Origin of the sequence: Halocynthiibacter sp. C4, assembly GCF_028823805.1 — a bacterium.
GTDB lineage: Bacteria > Pseudomonadota > Alphaproteobacteria > Rhodobacterales > Rhodobacteraceae > Falsihalocynthiibacter > Falsihalocynthiibacter halioticoli.
In genome coordinates, this window is sequence record NZ_JAPEIE010000003.1 from 37,893 (window position 1) to 53,141 (window position 15,249).

At 53.2% G+C, this 15,249-nt stretch carries 17 protein-coding genes; 5 read left to right on the forward strand and 12 right to left on the reverse strand.

All coding sequences use genetic code 11. The annotated features are described in order from the left end of the window. Window positions 1-2: 2 nt before the first annotated feature. Complete coding sequence (gene grxC, locus OU789_RS13610) at window positions 3-260, reverse strand: glutaredoxin 3 (protein WP_263954503.1); 258 nt, start codon at window positions 258-260, stop codon at window positions 3-5. Window positions 261-298: 38 nt separating this feature from the next. Further along, the gene (locus OU789_RS13615) at window positions 299-1,018 is read right to left on the reverse strand and encodes a ComF family protein (protein WP_274656071.1); all 720 of its coding nucleotides are present in this window, start codon (window positions 1,016-1,018) and stop codon (window positions 299-301) included. 43 nt (window positions 1,019-1,061) lie between these two features. Between OU789_RS13615 and OU789_RS13620 the strand changes: the two genes are divergently transcribed. Together OU789_RS13620 and hemH are read left to right on the forward strand one after the other, a co-directional pair. After that, complete coding sequence (locus tag OU789_RS13620) at window positions 1,062-1,904, forward strand: methyltransferase domain-containing protein (RefSeq protein ID WP_274656072.1); 843 nt, start codon at window positions 1,062-1,064, stop codon at window positions 1,902-1,904. A 25-nt stretch (window positions 1,905-1,929) separates the two neighbouring features. Next, window positions 1,930-2,952 carry a ferrochelatase gene (hemH, locus tag OU789_RS13625; RefSeq protein ID WP_274656073.1) on the forward strand — a complete coding sequence of 341 codons (1,023 nt, stop codon included), beginning with the start codon at window positions 1,930-1,932 and terminating at the stop codon, window positions 2,950-2,952. A 54-nt stretch (window positions 2,953-3,006) separates the two neighbouring features. On the opposite strand, the gene OU789_RS13630 is transcribed toward hemH, so the two are convergent. Continuing rightward, window positions 3,007-3,615, reverse strand: coding sequence for a L,D-transpeptidase (locus OU789_RS13630; RefSeq protein WP_263954507.1), 609 nt, complete (start codon window positions 3,613-3,615; stop codon window positions 3,007-3,009). Window positions 3,616-3,783: 168 nt separating this feature from the next. Between OU789_RS13630 and OU789_RS13635 the strand changes: the two genes are divergently transcribed. After that, window positions 3,784-4,323, forward strand: coding sequence for a CAP domain-containing protein (locus tag OU789_RS13635; RefSeq protein ID WP_263954508.1), 540 nt, complete (start codon window positions 3,784-3,786; stop codon window positions 4,321-4,323). Window positions 4,324-4,344: 21 nt separating this feature from the next. Here the strand turns inward: OU789_RS13635 and OU789_RS13640 are convergent, their stop codons facing one another. The 6 genes from OU789_RS13640 to hslO all read right to left on the reverse strand — a co-directional run bounded on the left by OU789_RS13640 (window position 4,345) and on the right by hslO (window position 10,852). Beyond that, window positions 4,345-4,839: a L,D-transpeptidase family protein gene (locus OU789_RS13640; protein WP_446719189.1), complete on the reverse strand. Its 495-nt coding sequence runs from the start codon at window positions 4,837-4,839 to the stop codon at window positions 4,345-4,347. Window positions 4,840-4,923: 84 nt separating this feature from the next. Beyond that, on the reverse strand, window positions 4,924-6,138 hold the full coding sequence (locus OU789_RS13645) for a class I SAM-dependent RNA methyltransferase (RefSeq protein ID WP_274656075.1): 1,215 nt from the start codon (window positions 6,136-6,138) through the stop codon (window positions 4,924-4,926). After that, window positions 6,135-7,967, reverse strand: a complete 1,833-nt coding sequence (locus OU789_RS13650) for an ABC transporter ATP-binding protein (RefSeq protein WP_274656268.1) — start codon at window positions 7,965-7,967, stop codon at window positions 6,135-6,137. The genes OU789_RS13645 and OU789_RS13650 overlap by 4 nt, the downstream gene beginning before the upstream one ends. 143 nt (window positions 7,968-8,110) lie before the next feature. Next, window positions 8,111-9,268 (reverse strand): CCA tRNA nucleotidyltransferase, encoded by a 1,158-nt coding sequence (locus OU789_RS13655; protein WP_274656076.1) that lies wholly within the window; start codon window positions 9,266-9,268, stop codon window positions 8,111-8,113. Further along, complete coding sequence (locus OU789_RS13660; protein ID WP_263954513.1) at window positions 9,265-9,861, reverse strand: CoA pyrophosphatase; 597 nt, start codon at window positions 9,859-9,861, stop codon at window positions 9,265-9,267. The genes OU789_RS13655 and OU789_RS13660 overlap by 4 nt, the downstream gene beginning before the upstream one ends. Continuing rightward, entirely contained in the window at window positions 9,851-10,852 is a 1,002-nt protein-coding gene (gene hslO, locus OU789_RS13665; protein WP_263954514.1) for an Hsp33 family molecular chaperone HslO, read from the reverse strand. Before hslO ends, OU789_RS13660 begins: the two co-directional genes overlap by 11 nt. Before the next feature lie 77 nt (window positions 10,853-10,929). Here hslO and OU789_RS13670 point away from each other — a divergent pair, with 77 nt between their 5' ends. After that, window positions 10,930-11,367 (forward strand): NUDIX hydrolase, encoded by a 438-nt coding sequence (locus tag OU789_RS13670; protein WP_274656077.1) that lies wholly within the window; start codon window positions 10,930-10,932, stop codon window positions 11,365-11,367. On the opposite strand, the gene OU789_RS13675 is transcribed toward OU789_RS13670, so the two are convergent. Beyond that, on the reverse strand, window positions 11,364-12,605 hold the full coding sequence (locus OU789_RS13675) for a PP2C family protein-serine/threonine phosphatase (protein ID WP_274656078.1): 1,242 nt from the start codon (window positions 12,603-12,605) through the stop codon (window positions 11,364-11,366). The genes OU789_RS13670 and OU789_RS13675 overlap by 4 nt on opposite strands. Window positions 12,606-12,800: 195 nt before the next feature. Between OU789_RS13675 and OU789_RS13680 the strand changes: the two genes are divergently transcribed. Beyond that, on the forward strand, window positions 12,801-13,130 hold the full coding sequence (locus OU789_RS13680) for an Hpt domain-containing protein (RefSeq protein WP_274656079.1): 330 nt from the start codon (window positions 12,801-12,803) through the stop codon (window positions 13,128-13,130). Here the strand turns inward: OU789_RS13680 and ilvA are convergent. Both ilvA and OU789_RS13690 read right to left on the reverse strand, forming a co-directional pair. Next, complete coding sequence (gene ilvA, locus OU789_RS13685; protein ID WP_274656080.1) at window positions 13,127-14,374, reverse strand: threonine ammonia-lyase IlvA; 1,248 nt, start codon at window positions 14,372-14,374, stop codon at window positions 13,127-13,129. The genes OU789_RS13680 and ilvA overlap by 4 nt on opposite strands. Window positions 14,375-14,423: 49 nt before the next feature. Further along, complete coding sequence (locus OU789_RS13690; protein WP_274656081.1) at window positions 14,424-15,203, reverse strand: DUF2189 domain-containing protein; 780 nt, start codon at window positions 15,201-15,203, stop codon at window positions 14,424-14,426. Window positions 15,204-15,249 lie beyond the last annotated feature (46 nt).

A 15,249-nucleotide genomic window follows, 5' to 3' on the forward strand; every position in this document is an offset into this window, starting at 1 on the left:
GATTACCCAGCCAGCAATGCGTCAAGCTTGCCGCGCTGCTCCAATGCATAAAGGTCATCGCATCCGCCAACATGCGTATCGCCCACAAATATCTGTGGAACAGTCCGCCCGCCGTTGGCGCGTTGTGTCATTTTTTGGCGCAACGCGGGGTCGCGTGAAACGTCAAATTCAACAAAGCTTACCGACTTGCTGTTCAAAAGCCGCTTTGCCGCGTGGCAGAAGCCGCATGTTTGTGTGGTGTATATCTCTACAGTTTGCATCTCAGATCCTGTTACTTGGTCGGTGCATATATGGAGATTTAGCCGTCTCTTTCAACGCGCGCTAGTGCGATAACGTTCACTTCGCTCGCCAATGATGCAATGCAGGCGCGTGCTGCGGCGTTGATCGTCGCTCCCGTCGTCAAAACATCGTCAACCAAAAGCACCGACCGCCCCTCCATGCGCTGCCAATATTTGGGATGCGGCATGATCGCGTTGCTCAGTGTCTTGCGCCGTTTGCCAGCGGTTTGTCCTTCAAGGCTCTGGGTGCGCTTCACGCGTCGAAGCAACTCGGGCACATGCTCAAGGTGCAGGTTGTTTGCAATTTCTTTGGAAAGAAGAGCGGATTGGTTAAAGCGGCGCTTCATAAACCGTGTCCAATGCAAAGGAATGGGCGCAACAATCGTGTCATCATCCACAATCTCTTCTGCTGCGCGCGACATCCATTCCGCGGCTGGCTTCACAACATCAAGTCGATCCCCGTGCTTCAGTGCCAGAACAAGCTTGCGACCTGTATCCTTATAGAGAAACGCCGCGCGCCCCCTGTCCCAGACGCGTCGGCCCTCCAGACACTCATCACAATATAGTGTTTCTCCCTCGACAACCTCGCCCATCAACGGAGACCCGCAACAATCGCAAACGACCCCAGTAATAAAGCGTGTATCGCGCCAACACGGGCCACAGAGTGCCCCTTCAGACTCCACCATGTCACCACAGCCAATACACTGCGGCGGAAAGACCGCTCGGAGAAGCCTTTGCATTCCTTTAAAACCTTTCTAAATTGCGCCGAACAAAGGACACAGAATGAATAACCAGCCACCAGAGCTTACCGAAAGAAAAGCGCTCGAATTGCACCGCGCCCGCGCGCAGCACGACGCGCTGTTTCTTCAGCTCGATACGGCTGATGAAATTCAGGAAAGACTTACTGAGGTTAACAGAAGGTTTACAAACCCGGCCATCGTGACCGCTTTCCCCGAAATTTGGCGCGAGTGTTTCCCGAACGCCAAGATTATCAGCGACACAGACGTTCTTTCACTTGAACAAGAAGCCCATGACCTCGTGATCCACGCGCTTTGTCTTCACTGGGCGAATGATCCCGTGGGCCAGCTTGTTCAGTCTCGCCGTGCTCTCAAGCCTGATGGATTGTTCATCGGCGCGATGTTTGGCGGACAAACCCTCGCGGAACTCCGCAGCGTTTTGGCAGAGGTCGAAAGCGCAACGACTGGGGGCATTTCTCCTCGCGTTGCTCCGATGGCCGAAATTCGTGACCTCGGCGGCCTACTCCAGCGCGCTGGCTTCGCACTCCCTGTCGCGGACTCCGCCGTCAAAACTGTGACCTATTCCGACGCGGTGCGACTTATGCATGACCTGCGACATATGGGCGAAGGCAACGCATTGGCCCAGCGCCACAAAAAACCACTTACCCGCTCGCAAATCGAGAAGATCGTTGAAACCTATGCGACCCATTTTCCGAGTGAATCAGGGCGCATTAGAGCCACATTTGAAATTGTCTATCTAACCGGATGGGCACCAGATGAAAGCCAGCAGAAACCACTGCGCCCCGGTTCAGCAACCACAAGACTAGCAGATGCCCTTGGCACGTCGGAGTTGACCATTCCGAATAGCTCCGCCAAGACACAACCCTAAGCCCGAGCGCAACAGGATCGCCAGTATGAAACCAGCCAATCACCCCAGCCTTCCAACGCCGAAAATCGGTGTTTTGATCGCAAACCTCGGCACGCCCGACAACTACGATTATTGGTCGATGCGCCGATACCTGTCGGAGTTTCTCTCTGACCAGCGTGTCATCGATTACCCTGCATGGAAGTGGCAGCCCATTCTACAGGGCATCATTTTGAGCAAACGCCCGTTTTCATCCGGCGCGGCTTACAAAAGCATCTGGAATCATGATCTCGGCGAAAGCCCGTTGATGACAATCACAAAGGCCCAAACAAACGCAATTTCCGCTGCGTTAGAGACTGAGTTTGGTGGCGACGTAGTTGTCGATTTCTGCATGCGGTACGGGAACCCATCAACAAAATCCAAGGTCGCCGCTTTGATCGAACAAGGCTGTGACAAGATCCTTTTCTTCCCGCTGTATCCGCAATATGCGGGCGCAACGACCGCAACAGCAAATGATGCGTTTTTCGCCGCGCTTGCCGATAAACCTTGGCAACCATCGGTGCGAACAGTTCCCGCCTATTTTGACCATCCGCAATATATCGACGCTCTCGCTGGGTCCATCCGCGACGCTTACGAAAACCTCGAAACAGAGCCTGATTTGCTCGTTGCGTCGTATCACGGCATGCCAGAACGCTACCTGACACAAGGCGATCCCTATCATTGCCAATGCCAGAAAACCACTCGACTGGTTCGCGAGGCGCTGGGCTGGGACAAGGACAAGATTGTAACCACTTTTCAATCTCGGTTTGGCCCCGAAGAATGGCTCAAGCCCTATACCGTTGAAGAGGTCGCGCGCCTTGCTGAATCCGGCAAAAAGAACATCGCGGTGATTGCACCTGCGTTCTCTGCCGACTGCATCGAGACACTCGAGGAAATCAACGAAGAGATCAAAGAAGCGTTCGAAGAGGCCGGCGGTGAAAGCTTTACGTACATTCCCTGCCTGAATGAGCAGCCCGCGCATATCAAAGCGCTTACCGCGATCATCAAAGAGAACCTCCAAGGCTGGACATAGAAACGGTCAGGAAAGACCTGCCCGCATTCAAAACCTAATAATAAAGCATTCCGATTAGATAATCAGAACCTGCGTGCCGTTCTTGGTCAGCGCATAGAGCTCTGCAATGTTTTCGTTGTACAGGCCAATACAGCCGTTTGACGACTTACGGCCGATCTTGCGCGTGTCTTGCGTGCCGTGGATACGGTAATAGGTCCAAGTCAAATAGAGCGCGTGTGTTCCAAGAGGGTTGGTCGGGCCAGGCGGAATGAAGTCCGGCCACTCTGGATTACGCTTCTTCATCGCTGGTGTCGGAGCCCAGCTTGGACCCTCAACTTTACGGATCACCTTAGTACGCCCGCGGCGTGTAAGATCTTCGGAGATCGGAACAGAGGTCGGATACAGCTTGTAGATCGACTGATCGTCAGACCAGAAATGCAGCGCACGGGACGACACATCCACAAGGATCGCACCATTTCGGGTGTTGCTGAAATAAGGGCGCCAATCAAGCGAACGGAAGCTCGAAATATTATGGCGTACGTCATTGCGCGGCTGGGCTTGTTCAAAAACAATATCTCCGGAAGAATCACGAGCGATTGCGGGCATTGCAAGCCCACTTGCAAGTGCAACAGAAGTTCCGAGAAAGCGGCGGCGGCTATATTTAAATGATTTTGATGCAGACATCTGGAATTCCTTCATCTATCGCGACAGCGAGTCAGACAGCACATTATGGCGCGAAAGACGCAGTCGCAATTCAAAGAATCGTCATTTGGCCGAAACCCGCTTGTGTGGGTTTGAACCGCAACGTTTCTGTCGTTAAAGAGGATAATGTAGCACTTTTGGGATATTAAAATGAACAAATTTATTGCTCTGTCCGTTTCCGCGATGATTGCATTGGCCGCTTGCGAGCCAACATCCACTGCGCCAACCGTCGATTCTTATGGTCGGCCACTCCCAAAAGTTTACCGAGTCCCGAGCGCAAGTAGTGGCAAGGTTCAGTTCGCCGTTCTGGATTCGGTGAATGTGTTACGTGAGGCCGCCGGCGCGCAGCCCCTTGAGCTTGATTCCAAACTCACCGCCGCCGCAGCGACCCATTCTCGCGATATGTCTGTACAAAACCGCCCATGGCACTTTGGCTCTGATGGTTCCTCCCCGCTCGATCGCGTTGCGCGCACAGGATACAACGGTACGCTGGCTGGCGAAGTAATTTCGGAAACATATGAAACCGAACTTCAAACTCTAGCCGCTTGGATGGAGCAGCCAGATACGCGCGCCGTGATTATGGATCCGGCTGCAAATGAAATGGGCTTTGCTTGGTATCAGGAAGACAACGGCAAAATCTGGTGGACGCTAGTCACCGGCAAGCCGCGCGGAATTGCCGGTAACTCCTGAATTATCTCTAAGTCGCCTGATCTAAGGGTAAACCGAGATTACGGTGCCTAGATTCACCATTGGGTAAATCTCTTCCATCTCCTTATCGGTGACGGCGATGCACCCCCACGTCCAGTCTTTCTTGTTTTTATAGCGTGGGTCAGGGCTTTCGCCGTGAATAAAGATATCCCCACCAGCGCTTTTGCCGACGGCACGCGCACGCTGAACATCAACGGTGTTCGGATAAGACATACCGATTGAAAGATAGAAATCACTGTTCGGATTTCGACGGTTGATAAGATAGCTGCCCTCAGGAGTCTTCCCATCACCTTCGTATTGCTTATGTCCGACCGGCTCAAAGCCAAGGTGAATATCATAAGACTTCAGCACCTTGTCATGGTGCATCAAGAACATCTTGCGATCTTCTTTATAGACAAGAATCCGTGTGACTTCTGGCCCGTTATAAGGCTTCATTCCGCCACAACCGGAAAGAACGAATGAAATCGCCGTGATGGCGACAATTAGGATTGCCCGCATTTTACTGCCCGTTACTGTACTGCTCATTGATTTTTATTAGCCTGACTATAGCGCAAATTGCGCCATTAGAAAATCAGGGATTCGTTACCTACGCAAAAATGACGCGGCGATCTCGACATGTGGTGACCAGCGGAATTGATCGACAACCTGAACAAAGCCAATCTCAAACCCTGCACCGACCAGTGTTTGCGCGTCTCGTGCGAAGGTGACCGGATTGCAAGACACCATGGACACCAGCCTCGCATTCGATGCCGCTATCTCTGCGATTTGAGCCTCTGCTCCCGCGCGCGGCGGGTCGATGACAATCGCGTCAAAGCCTTTGATCTCATCGGGCAATAGCGGTCTCCGAAAGAGATCGCGCGCCTCTGTTGTTAGGTGTTTCAGCCCTTTGCCAAATCGCCATGCTTGATCAAGTGCGGTTAGCATAGAGGCCTCGCCCTCAACCGCACGGACTTCCGCCTGTTCCGCAATTGGCAATGAAAACGTGCCGCATCCAGAGAACAAATCCAATACCTTCTCTGCACCGGAAACAGTCTCTAACACAGCTGAAACCAGCGCGTTTTCGCCATCTTTGGTGGCCTGAAGAAAGGTCCCCGCGGGGGGAGTCACCCTGTGGCCCGCGAACTCTTGGACCGGAGCGTATATTTCGCAAACCAGCTCGTCTTCCCACGTCAACCGCGCCAAACCAAATTGGTTCGCGATACCAGCAAGCTCAATCCGAAGCGGCCCGTCCAGCGGTTTGCCGCCTTGCGCCAAAACATCAACCCCGCCGAGCGTTTGTGTTACGGTAAAGCTGATCTCTGCCTTGCGCGAGGTTCCGGCAATAGTTAGCGCCTCAAGCGCGGGAATTGATTCCTTCACCGCCGGCTCGAGCAGCTTACAGTTTGGGATCTCAATGATTATTCCTGATGCCCGTGTGTGGAACCCAATCATCGCACCATTCTTGGTCCGCTTTCCGGCCAAGCCAGCGCGGCGGCGAGATTGCGGCGGGGATGTTTGAATGGGCCGGAACTCCGCCGTTAGGCCATGAGTTTCCAAGGCGCGACGCACCACATCTTGCTTCCAATTCGCCACAAATGCATCCGAGGCATGCATCAGGCTACACCCACCGCACGACTTGTAATGGCTGCACGGCGGTTTTACCCGATCCGACGACGGCTCCAGAATACGCGGCGCGGCCATTTTACCGCCTTCGACATCTCCCTCGACAACTTCGCCAGGCAAAGCCATCGGAACGAACACAGGGCCCTCGGCAATGCCGTCTCCAAGATGGCCAAGCCGCTCGATTGTTACCTTCACTCTGCTGCCTCCTCGATGCCGATGAACCCGCCGGACTGTCGCTCCCAGAATGTCGCATAGCGCCCATTGCGTTCAAGAAGTTCGGCATGGGTTCCTTGCTCGACGATCCTTCCGTTTTCAAGCACAATTATTCGATCCATCTGCGCAATCGTTGAAAGTCGGTGCGCAATTGCCAGCACGGTTTTGCCACCCATCACATTTTCAAGCGCGGTTTGGATCGCGGCCTCAACCTCGGAATCGAGCGCGGATGTCGCCTCATCAAGCACGAGTATCGGCGCATCTTTCAAAATAGCGCGAGCCAGAGCAATACGTTGCCTTTGCCCACCGGACAACTTAACGCCCCGTTCCCCAAGAAATGCCTCATACCCGCGGCGACCTTTGAAATCCTCAAGCTCCTTGATGAAATCATGCGCCTCTGCGCGTTTGGCGGCGCTTATTACCTCCTCATGCGAGGCGTCCGGTCGACCGTAAAGAATGTTATCAAGCGCAGAGCGGTTGAACATCGCGGTTTCCTGCGTGACCATTCCGATCTGACGCCGCAAACTTTTTTGCGTCACTTTTGAAACGTCTTGGCCATCAATCAACACGCGGCCACGTTCGGGGTCATAGAGCCGCAACAATAGGGAAACCAGCGTAGATTTCCCTGCTCCAGAAGCGCCTACGATTCCAAGCTTCTCTCCCGAGTTAATGAGCAAATCTGTCTCTGTTATGCCGCCGGTTTCGCCGCCATAGGCAAAACTCACTTGATCATAGTGAATCTCGCCCTTGCTGACGGTAAGCGTGTCGGCATCAGAGCTGTCCACGAGGGCGGGACGCACTGTAAGCGTTCCCATTCCATCCTCGACCTCGCCAATATGAGAGAAAATTCCCATCAGCGTAAACGAAACCCAACCTGTCATCTGCGCAAAGCGGATCGCGAGCGAACCGGTTGTGGCGATATCTCCTGCGGAAGCGGAGCCTTTCGTCCAGAAATAGAGCGAAGCCCCGACAATCAAGACAGGCAAAACACCCGCGATAACCATCAGGCCATAGCGAAAAGCCGAAGCAAGAACGCCAAACTGCCGTGCCCGCTGGCGGAACTCTTGCATGGCGTCTGTCGCCGCGCGCTCCTCGTGATCAGCGTGCGCAAAGAGCTTCACCGTTTTAATGTTGGTGATCGTATCGACAATCTGGCCGGTCACGCCAGTCCGTGCCCCTGCTCTTGAACGCGCCTTAACGCGAATGCGCGGAAGGAAATATCGCAAGAAAAGAAAATACGCGGCGAGCCACACACAGAAAATCAGTGAGACGCGGAAATCCACGGTCGACATAACGTAAAGCGCGCCAATTATCGACGCGAGCGCGAACACCAAAGTGTTGAGAGTCTCGACAACAATCTCGGTCAAAGATCCGGCGGCCTGCATCTGTTTTTGTGAGATACGCCCTGCATAATCGTTGTCAAAAAACGAGACCGTTTGCCCCAAAGTCCAACGATTAAGGCGGGATAGGGTCTGCGTGAAGATATCAGGCGCCATGATCACAGATTGCAGATAGGCCGAAATGCCAAAGAACATTGGCCGCAAAACAATGAGAAACACCAGCCCTGCAAGCAACAACACCATATTCCCAGAGAAAAAGGCCTCCGGCGAACTGGCAAGAGCGGCGTCGATCACCATCCCGAGGAAAACCGCCGTTGTGACCTCGATTATTCCGGAAAGCGCAGAGACAAAACCCGCCGAAAGCAAAACTTTCTGACTTCCAGCAAGGCACCACCTCATAAACCGGGCAAGCGTTTGCGGAGGCGCAACGGATACGGGCGCAAAGGGGTCGATCAAATTCTTTAACAACACAATAGGGCCTTCTTGGAAATCACGGCGAGCGCCAGTACAGACAGCAAGCATAACGCGGTCGAGCGGCGCGAAATAAATATGGCGATGAGTCCCGCTCACGATAGGGCAGTCGATTACGGAGCGAAACCCAGCTTGGTGGATTATTAGCTGTGACCGTCTAAAAGTTGATCGCGCGTCAGTTTGAGCCCTGACTCGAGCCATTTTTGCTCGAGGTTTTTCAGTGCATTGCCAAGCTCTGCACCCTGTAGCGCCGGCATTAAATCCGCTGCCTTCACGGGAAACTCCGCATGCGCCCCGCGTTCCACGTCTTGAATGTCTGTCGCGCAAACTGGCGCTTCGAACTGTGCTGCACGAAGCAATAGTACGCTTTTCCCGACATCCGCCCCGTAGCGATAGCCCAGCGCGATAGGGGTTGTCGTGTGCTCAAGTTCAAAGCGAAGAATGTCATACGTCTTTGAATGGGCATTACTCAGCCGAAGTGCATTCTTTACGTCCTCGCCACCAAGAATTGCGAGCCGCCTCATTGGGTCTGCACTTACTTCGACGCTTTGCTCATTGTGGATCAGCAAAGGCAAGAAACGGCCCGTGGCGCCGATAAGTATCTGCGCAAGAACACCACTTTGTTCCATGCTCGCAATGGCCTGAGATGGGTTAGGTGCGGCAAGAAGCTTCAGCATCTCTGCGCCAACCCGTTCTTTTGCAAGCGTCTCTATTCCGGCTAAATTTTCTGCGCAGGCCGCCAAACCCTCTGAATCCAAGCCCTCCGATTGCTCGCCATACCAGGCGAAGAACCGGAAAAACCGAAGTATCCGCAGATAGTCCTCTTGAATGCGCTGGTCTGGGTCTTCGATGAACCGAACCCTCCGCGCAAGAAGGTCTGGCAATCCGTTCAATGGATCAACAATTTCGCCGCTGCGGGTTGCATAGATTGCATTCATCGTAAAATCGCGGCGGCGGGCATCGTCGTGGATATCTTTGGAATAGGCGACGACTGCGCGCCGTCCGTCGGTTTCAACATCGCGCCGGAAGGTCGTCACCTCGACAGGCGCACCGCCCACAACCAGCGTGATTGTCCCGTGATCGTATCCTGTCGCCACTGCGCGAATGTTAGCGCGCTTGGCCAGACTCAGGATCTGATCCGGAGTTGCATCGGTTGCGATATCAATATCGTTAATCGGCGCGTTGAGGATGGCGTTGCGAACGCACCCCCCAACCAGAAACGCGCGAAAACCTGCATCTTCTATCGCGGTGCAGCAGCGCTGGACTTCGGGCGCGTCGATCCAGTCTCCCTCAAGTCTCATGACTGCGCTGCCTCGGCAAGCCGCCGCAAGATACGAGCGGTTGCGCCCCAGATATAATAGGGCCCGTATGGCACGACATAATACTTCCGCTCAACGCCACGCCAGAACCGCGACTCAATTGTGAAACGATCTGGGTTCAGGACATGCGCAAGCGGAACACGAAATATTTCCGCCACCTCTCCCTGTTCGGCCTGTGGAACAAATTCGTCTCTAACATAGCCCAAAATCGGCGAAACAGTGAAACCGGTGACCGTCTCATGCGCAGAAACCACACCGACGACATCAACGTTTTCCGGCGCCAATCCGATTTCCTCGCGCGCCTCTCGGAGCGCTGTCGCCGTCAGATCTTTGTCTCCCTGGTCCCGCTTTCCGCCGGGAAACGCGATCTGTCCAGGGTGGTGTTTAAGATGGGACGCTCGTTTGGTCAGGATAAGCGATGGGCCGCTTTCAGTGTCGATAATCGGCACAAGGACTGCTGCTTCGCGCAATTTCCGGTTTTCGGGAAGTTTAAATTCCGGATGCAAATCAAAGTCCGATGACTCCGCATCGGAAGCCACCGAACAAAGCTTATGAAGCGTCGCTTTAGTTGTCATCACCGCCGCCAGCAACCGCGTCTTTTCCAACGGTCGCAGGGTCGAGCACATAATGTTTGCCGCAGAATTGACAGTCGGCGGTAATTTCACCCTTCTCCGTTGTCATGTGCTCCAAATCTTTCGCCGAGTAGATCGACAAGCTGTTCCGAACACGCTCTTCCGAGCACGTGCAGCCAAATGTAACTGGCTGTGCATCAAAAACACGCGGTGATTCCTCGTGGAACAAGCGAACGAGCAACTCCGTTGGCGCGACCGAAGGGCCGATCATTTCGAGCGCTTCAACTGTATCAAGCAGGATATTCGCGCGATTCCAATTGTCTTCTTCGTCGTCCGATAGAAGGTCCGAAGCGGTCAGCAAGCCCTGCTCATCTCCACCATCTTCGGATTTTGCAAACGGCGAGGCTTTTGGCATGTGCTGTAGCATCATCCCGCCAGCACGCCAGCTTTCATCGCCATCCTTTTCAGTCGAACGCCCAAAGGTAAGCTCAAACCGAGTTGGTAGCTGTTCTGACTGGGCGAAATATGTTTGCGCACAAGCCGCAAGCGATCCGCCCGCGATTGGCGTGATCCCCTGATAGGGTTTCATCCCATCGCCTTGATCAATCAGAATTGCAAAGTAGCCCTTGCCGATCTGCTCAAATCCAGGTGCGTTCTCATCGAGGCGCTCTTTGTCAAAGCTTGCGTATGCCCGAATGCGGGCGGGTTCGCCTTCTTTTGTCGGTCCATAATAATCGGTCGCCAGAATGCGCGCCGCTCCATTTCCGCGAACTTGCAAGGAGAGCTTCCAGCGAAGATCGATCGTTTGGCCGATAAGCGCCGTGAGCAATGTGATCTCTGCAATCAGCGCCTCAATGACTGGCGGATAGTCGTGTTGCTCAAGTACAGAGTCCAACACGCCGTCTAGTCGGGCAACGCGCCCACGAACGTCAGCACGATCAAGTTGAAATGGCAGGACCGTGTCGTCCCAAGCGAGTTTATTAGCAAGTGTCATGAAGATTCCTTACGCGCGTTGCGTTGGCTTACCGCGACTATATAAGAGGAGCAAGTCACAGTCCAAGGGGTGCGAAGATGATTAGACGATTTGGCGAGCCGCCCTTAAAGGGGCAAACATACCGCTTGCGCCCCGGTGCTTACGCCATACTTGCCCGTGAAAACAGGCTTCTTGTGACGTTACAATCCAAACCTTACGTCGAATTTCAATTGCCGGGTGGAGGCATTGATCCCGGCGAAAACGCGATTGCCGCACTTCATCGCGAGGTAAAGGAAGAGACAGGCTGGAAGATATCAAATCCCCGTCACCTTGGGACATTTCGCAGATTTGTGTTCATGCCGGAATACGATATGTGGGCGGAAAAGCTTTGCCACATATTCTCGGCAACCCCAGTGTATGCGCTCCATGACCCGCTGGAAGAATTTCATTCAGTTCAATGGGTCTCACCAGAGGAGGCCGCGGTTATCCTCGGAAACGACGGTGACCGCTATTTTGTGAACTCAATGTTTTGTTAATCCGTTTTGTTGAATTCGACCATGATCGCAGAAACATCGTCCGGAAATTCGACATCACCTGCAAAATTCTGAAGTCCGAGTACAAGGCTTTCTAAAGCGTCAGGGCCACGAATGGCCGAAATGTCATGCAACAAATGTTCGAGCCCCTCTTCTTCAAGCAGCTCGCCATGTGGGTTTGGACACTCCGTAAACCCGTCTGAAAGAATGAGCAATCGATCCCCATCTTGCAGATGAAATGTCACTTGCTCGTAGCTAACATCCTCAAGCAGCCCAACGGGATTACCGCCACTTCCGAGGTATTCAATGTTGCCATTCGCTCTCTGTATTACCGGGTGCGGGTGCCCTGCTTGAACGAAGCTAACCTCTCCGGTTTTGGTGTTGATGGTGGCAAGCAGAAGGGTGAAATAGTGTTCGGTTTCAAACTCCTGCATGCAAAGCCGGTTTAGCTGTTCGGCGACTTTCTCCAAGGCCTCTGCTGCGTATTTTTTGCCCTTCTTCTTCAGCGCTACATTCTGTTCCGGCGCTGCTCCAGACAAAAAACCCGCAAGCCGAGCGGTAATGAGTGCAGACGTTATCCCGTGGCCGGATACATCAACAGCAAACAGACCCAAGTTTTCGTCATCTATAGGAAACTGCCCTACGAGATCACCACCGACATGGCCAGCCGGCCGCAGGAGCAAAGAAACCTGAGTATCCCCCATTTCCTTGAACCGTTCGCGCACCAAAGAATGCTGAAGTTTTTTCGCTTCAATTAGGTCTCTGTCGAGGGTTTCATACAGCTCTGACATCTCGGAAAGCGTGTTGGTTACAAGCGCATTCTTTTCAGTAAGCTCCCGCTCCATTCGCAACACACGCGCGCCCGCGGTAATTCTTGCTCTAAGCTCATTCGATGCGACGGGTTTTGTAAGAAAATCATCAGCCCCAACTTCAAGCCCGTGCGCAACCTCGCCTTTCTCGCTCTTGGAGGTCAGCAAGATGAAATAACCGTAGTGATCACGCTCCAACGCTCTGAATTTTTTACAAAATTCAACACCCGTCATCTCTGGCATCATCCAGTCGCTCAATACAAGATCAACACGGTAGTACTTGATGATCTCGAGCGCTTGTGCGCCTGAGACCGCCTCCAACACGGAGAAGCCCCAGCGCGATAGAATCTTGCTCAGTACCCGCCTTTGCGCACGACTGTCGTCGACAACAAGGATCTGTTGGATCACTTGATCTCCGTCAGCGGGCGCCATTGACGCTCCGAGAAAACTATTCGGATTTTGCAGCATGCTAATTGCGCTCCGGCTTTGTTCAGGCCGAATCTGGCACGGCGCCATTAACAATCCATGAAAGCTAAAATTGTCTGAAACAGGTTAGATCGATCAACGATTCATTAACGCTATCGCCGCTACCTTAGCGGGGTAAGTGAAACAAAAAGGAAGCGCTGGATGATCGATTGGGACCGAGTTCTGGAACTTCGGGAAGAGGTTGGCGCGGATGATTTTGATGAAGTTGCCGAGCTGTTTTTGGAAGAGGCGGATGAAGTAATCGCGCGGCTTAAATCCAAGAACGGGCGCGAAAACCTCGAAGATGATCTGCACTTCCTAAAGGGTAGCGCGCTTAATCTTGGGTTTCGTGCGATGGCTATTCTTTGTCAAAGCGGGGAAAAGGCCGCCTCTGAAGGGCATGGGCAATCATTCAATCTCGCGGCCCTCTTCGAGACATACGAGCAATCTCGCTCGGTGTTTGAAAAGAAGCAGGCCGAACTCGCAGCTTAGATCAAGAATTCCGCCAAAATCTGATCCGCTGTGATATCGCGATAGGCAAACCCTGCTTCCTCAAGCCGCGCAAACAAACCAGGGAAGTCGTCTGCATTTTTGGTTTCAATCCCGATTAATACACTACCAAAGTTGCGGGCGGATTTCTTGAGATACTCAAATCTGGAAATGTCGTCATCCGGCCCGAGAAGATGCAAAAACTCTTTCAACGCTCCGGGGCGTTGGGGCATCCGAAGAATGAAGTACTTCTTTAGGCCAAGGTACCTTTGCGCGCGCTCTTTGACTTCGGGCAGTCGCTCAAAATCAAAGTTTCCACCAGAAGTTACGCAAACCACGGTTTTACCTCGGATCTGCTCCACAATGTCAGGCAGAATATCGATGGAAAGTGCGCCCGCTGGTTCGAGCACAACGCCCTCAACATTCAGCATCTCGAGAATTGTTGTACAGATCCTATCTTCAGGCGCAGCGAGAACATCGTCCGCTGAAATACCCTTAAGCGCCTCAAATGTCAGCGAGCCAATGCGAGCCACGGCCGCGCCGTCGACAAAATTATCAACTTCGGGGAGCGTGGTGGGCTCACCAAATTCAAGCGCTTCGCGCAAACTTCGGCCACCCTCAGGCTCCACATAGGTTAACGATACGTCTGGCGCTTCGGTTCGGAGATAAGACAGCAAACCAGCAGACAATCCGCCACCGCCCACAGGCACAACCAATACGTCAGGTGCGCCGCCAAGCTCTTCGAGCATTTCAACCGCAACGCTCGCCTGACCTTCAATAACATCAGCATCATCAAATGGAGCAAGGAAATGGCCCCCTGCTTGCTTGCAATATTCCTGTGATGCGGCGAGCGTTTCATCAAAATAGTCGCCGACAAGCCTAATCTCGATAGCGTCGCCGCCAAAGACTTTGGTCTTTTGAATTTTCTGCTGTGGTGTGGTGACAGGCATGAAAATAACGCCTTTCACTCCAAAATGGCGGCAAACATACGCAACACCTTGGGCATGGTTGCCAGCACTTGCACAGACAAACAACGATTGATCTGGCGACGCCTTTAAAACTTTCGACATCGCATTAAACGCACCGCGGATTTTGTAACTCCGAACGGGGCTCAAATCCTCACGTTTGAGCCAAATGTTTGCATCGAACTTCTTGGACAGGTGGTCATTCCGCTGAAGCGGCGTCGCTTGGAAAAGGGAGCGCATTGCTTTCGTTGCATAGCGCGCGTTCTCTGAAAATTCCGACATCGCGAATCCTCGCCGATCAAAAAGGGGCACAGTATCTCCCCAAGACAACCTACGACGAAGGAAAATACAAGGCACGTCGATAGAGATGCCAAGTTGCATGACCAAGGACCGGAAGGACAACCAACAAGCCCAAGAACATCGGAATCATCGCGACAAACAGAAGGACCGCAATAATCATCGCCCAGATTATCAGCGTTCGTTTATTGAGTGCGACAGTCTTTGCCGAGATTATCATCGCCGTAACGAAATCCAGCTCCTTGTCGAGCAACAAAGGAAGCGACACAACCGTAAGCGCATAAACCAGAAACGCCACAATCCCGCCTGTCACAATTTCAAAGACAATAAGCATAGCTCCCATGGGGCTCTGAAATACTTCCCACGAGCTGCTGATGTTGATGAGCGTCATGTTCCCCAAAAACAGAGCCAGCGACATATGCGCAAAGAAGCTCCAGAATAGAAAGATAATGACCAGAATTGCACCGATCCACGGCGCTTGGCGGCCACGCTCTCGCCACACAACACCCAGAACCTCAGACCATTTGAGCGGCTCGCCTTCTTCAATCCGTCGGCTAACTTCGTACAATCCCACGGCGGCGAAAGGCGCTACCAGCGGAAACCCGAGCGACAGAACGAGCGTCCAATAAAATGTGCTCGCGCCTAATAGACTTAGTAAAAGCCCGCACACCACATAAACGCTGCTGAAGAACAAGCCGAACAACGGCGCTCTTTTAAAATCCTGCCAGCCCGTTTTCAGCGCTGTTAGTAGCTCCGAAAGTGTGACCTCTCCTATGTCGGGCAGCGGTTGTGCCGCCCTCGTTTCATCAGTCATGTTCGCATTTCTCCGTCCCTGTGGGCCAACCGTAGCCACGACAAAA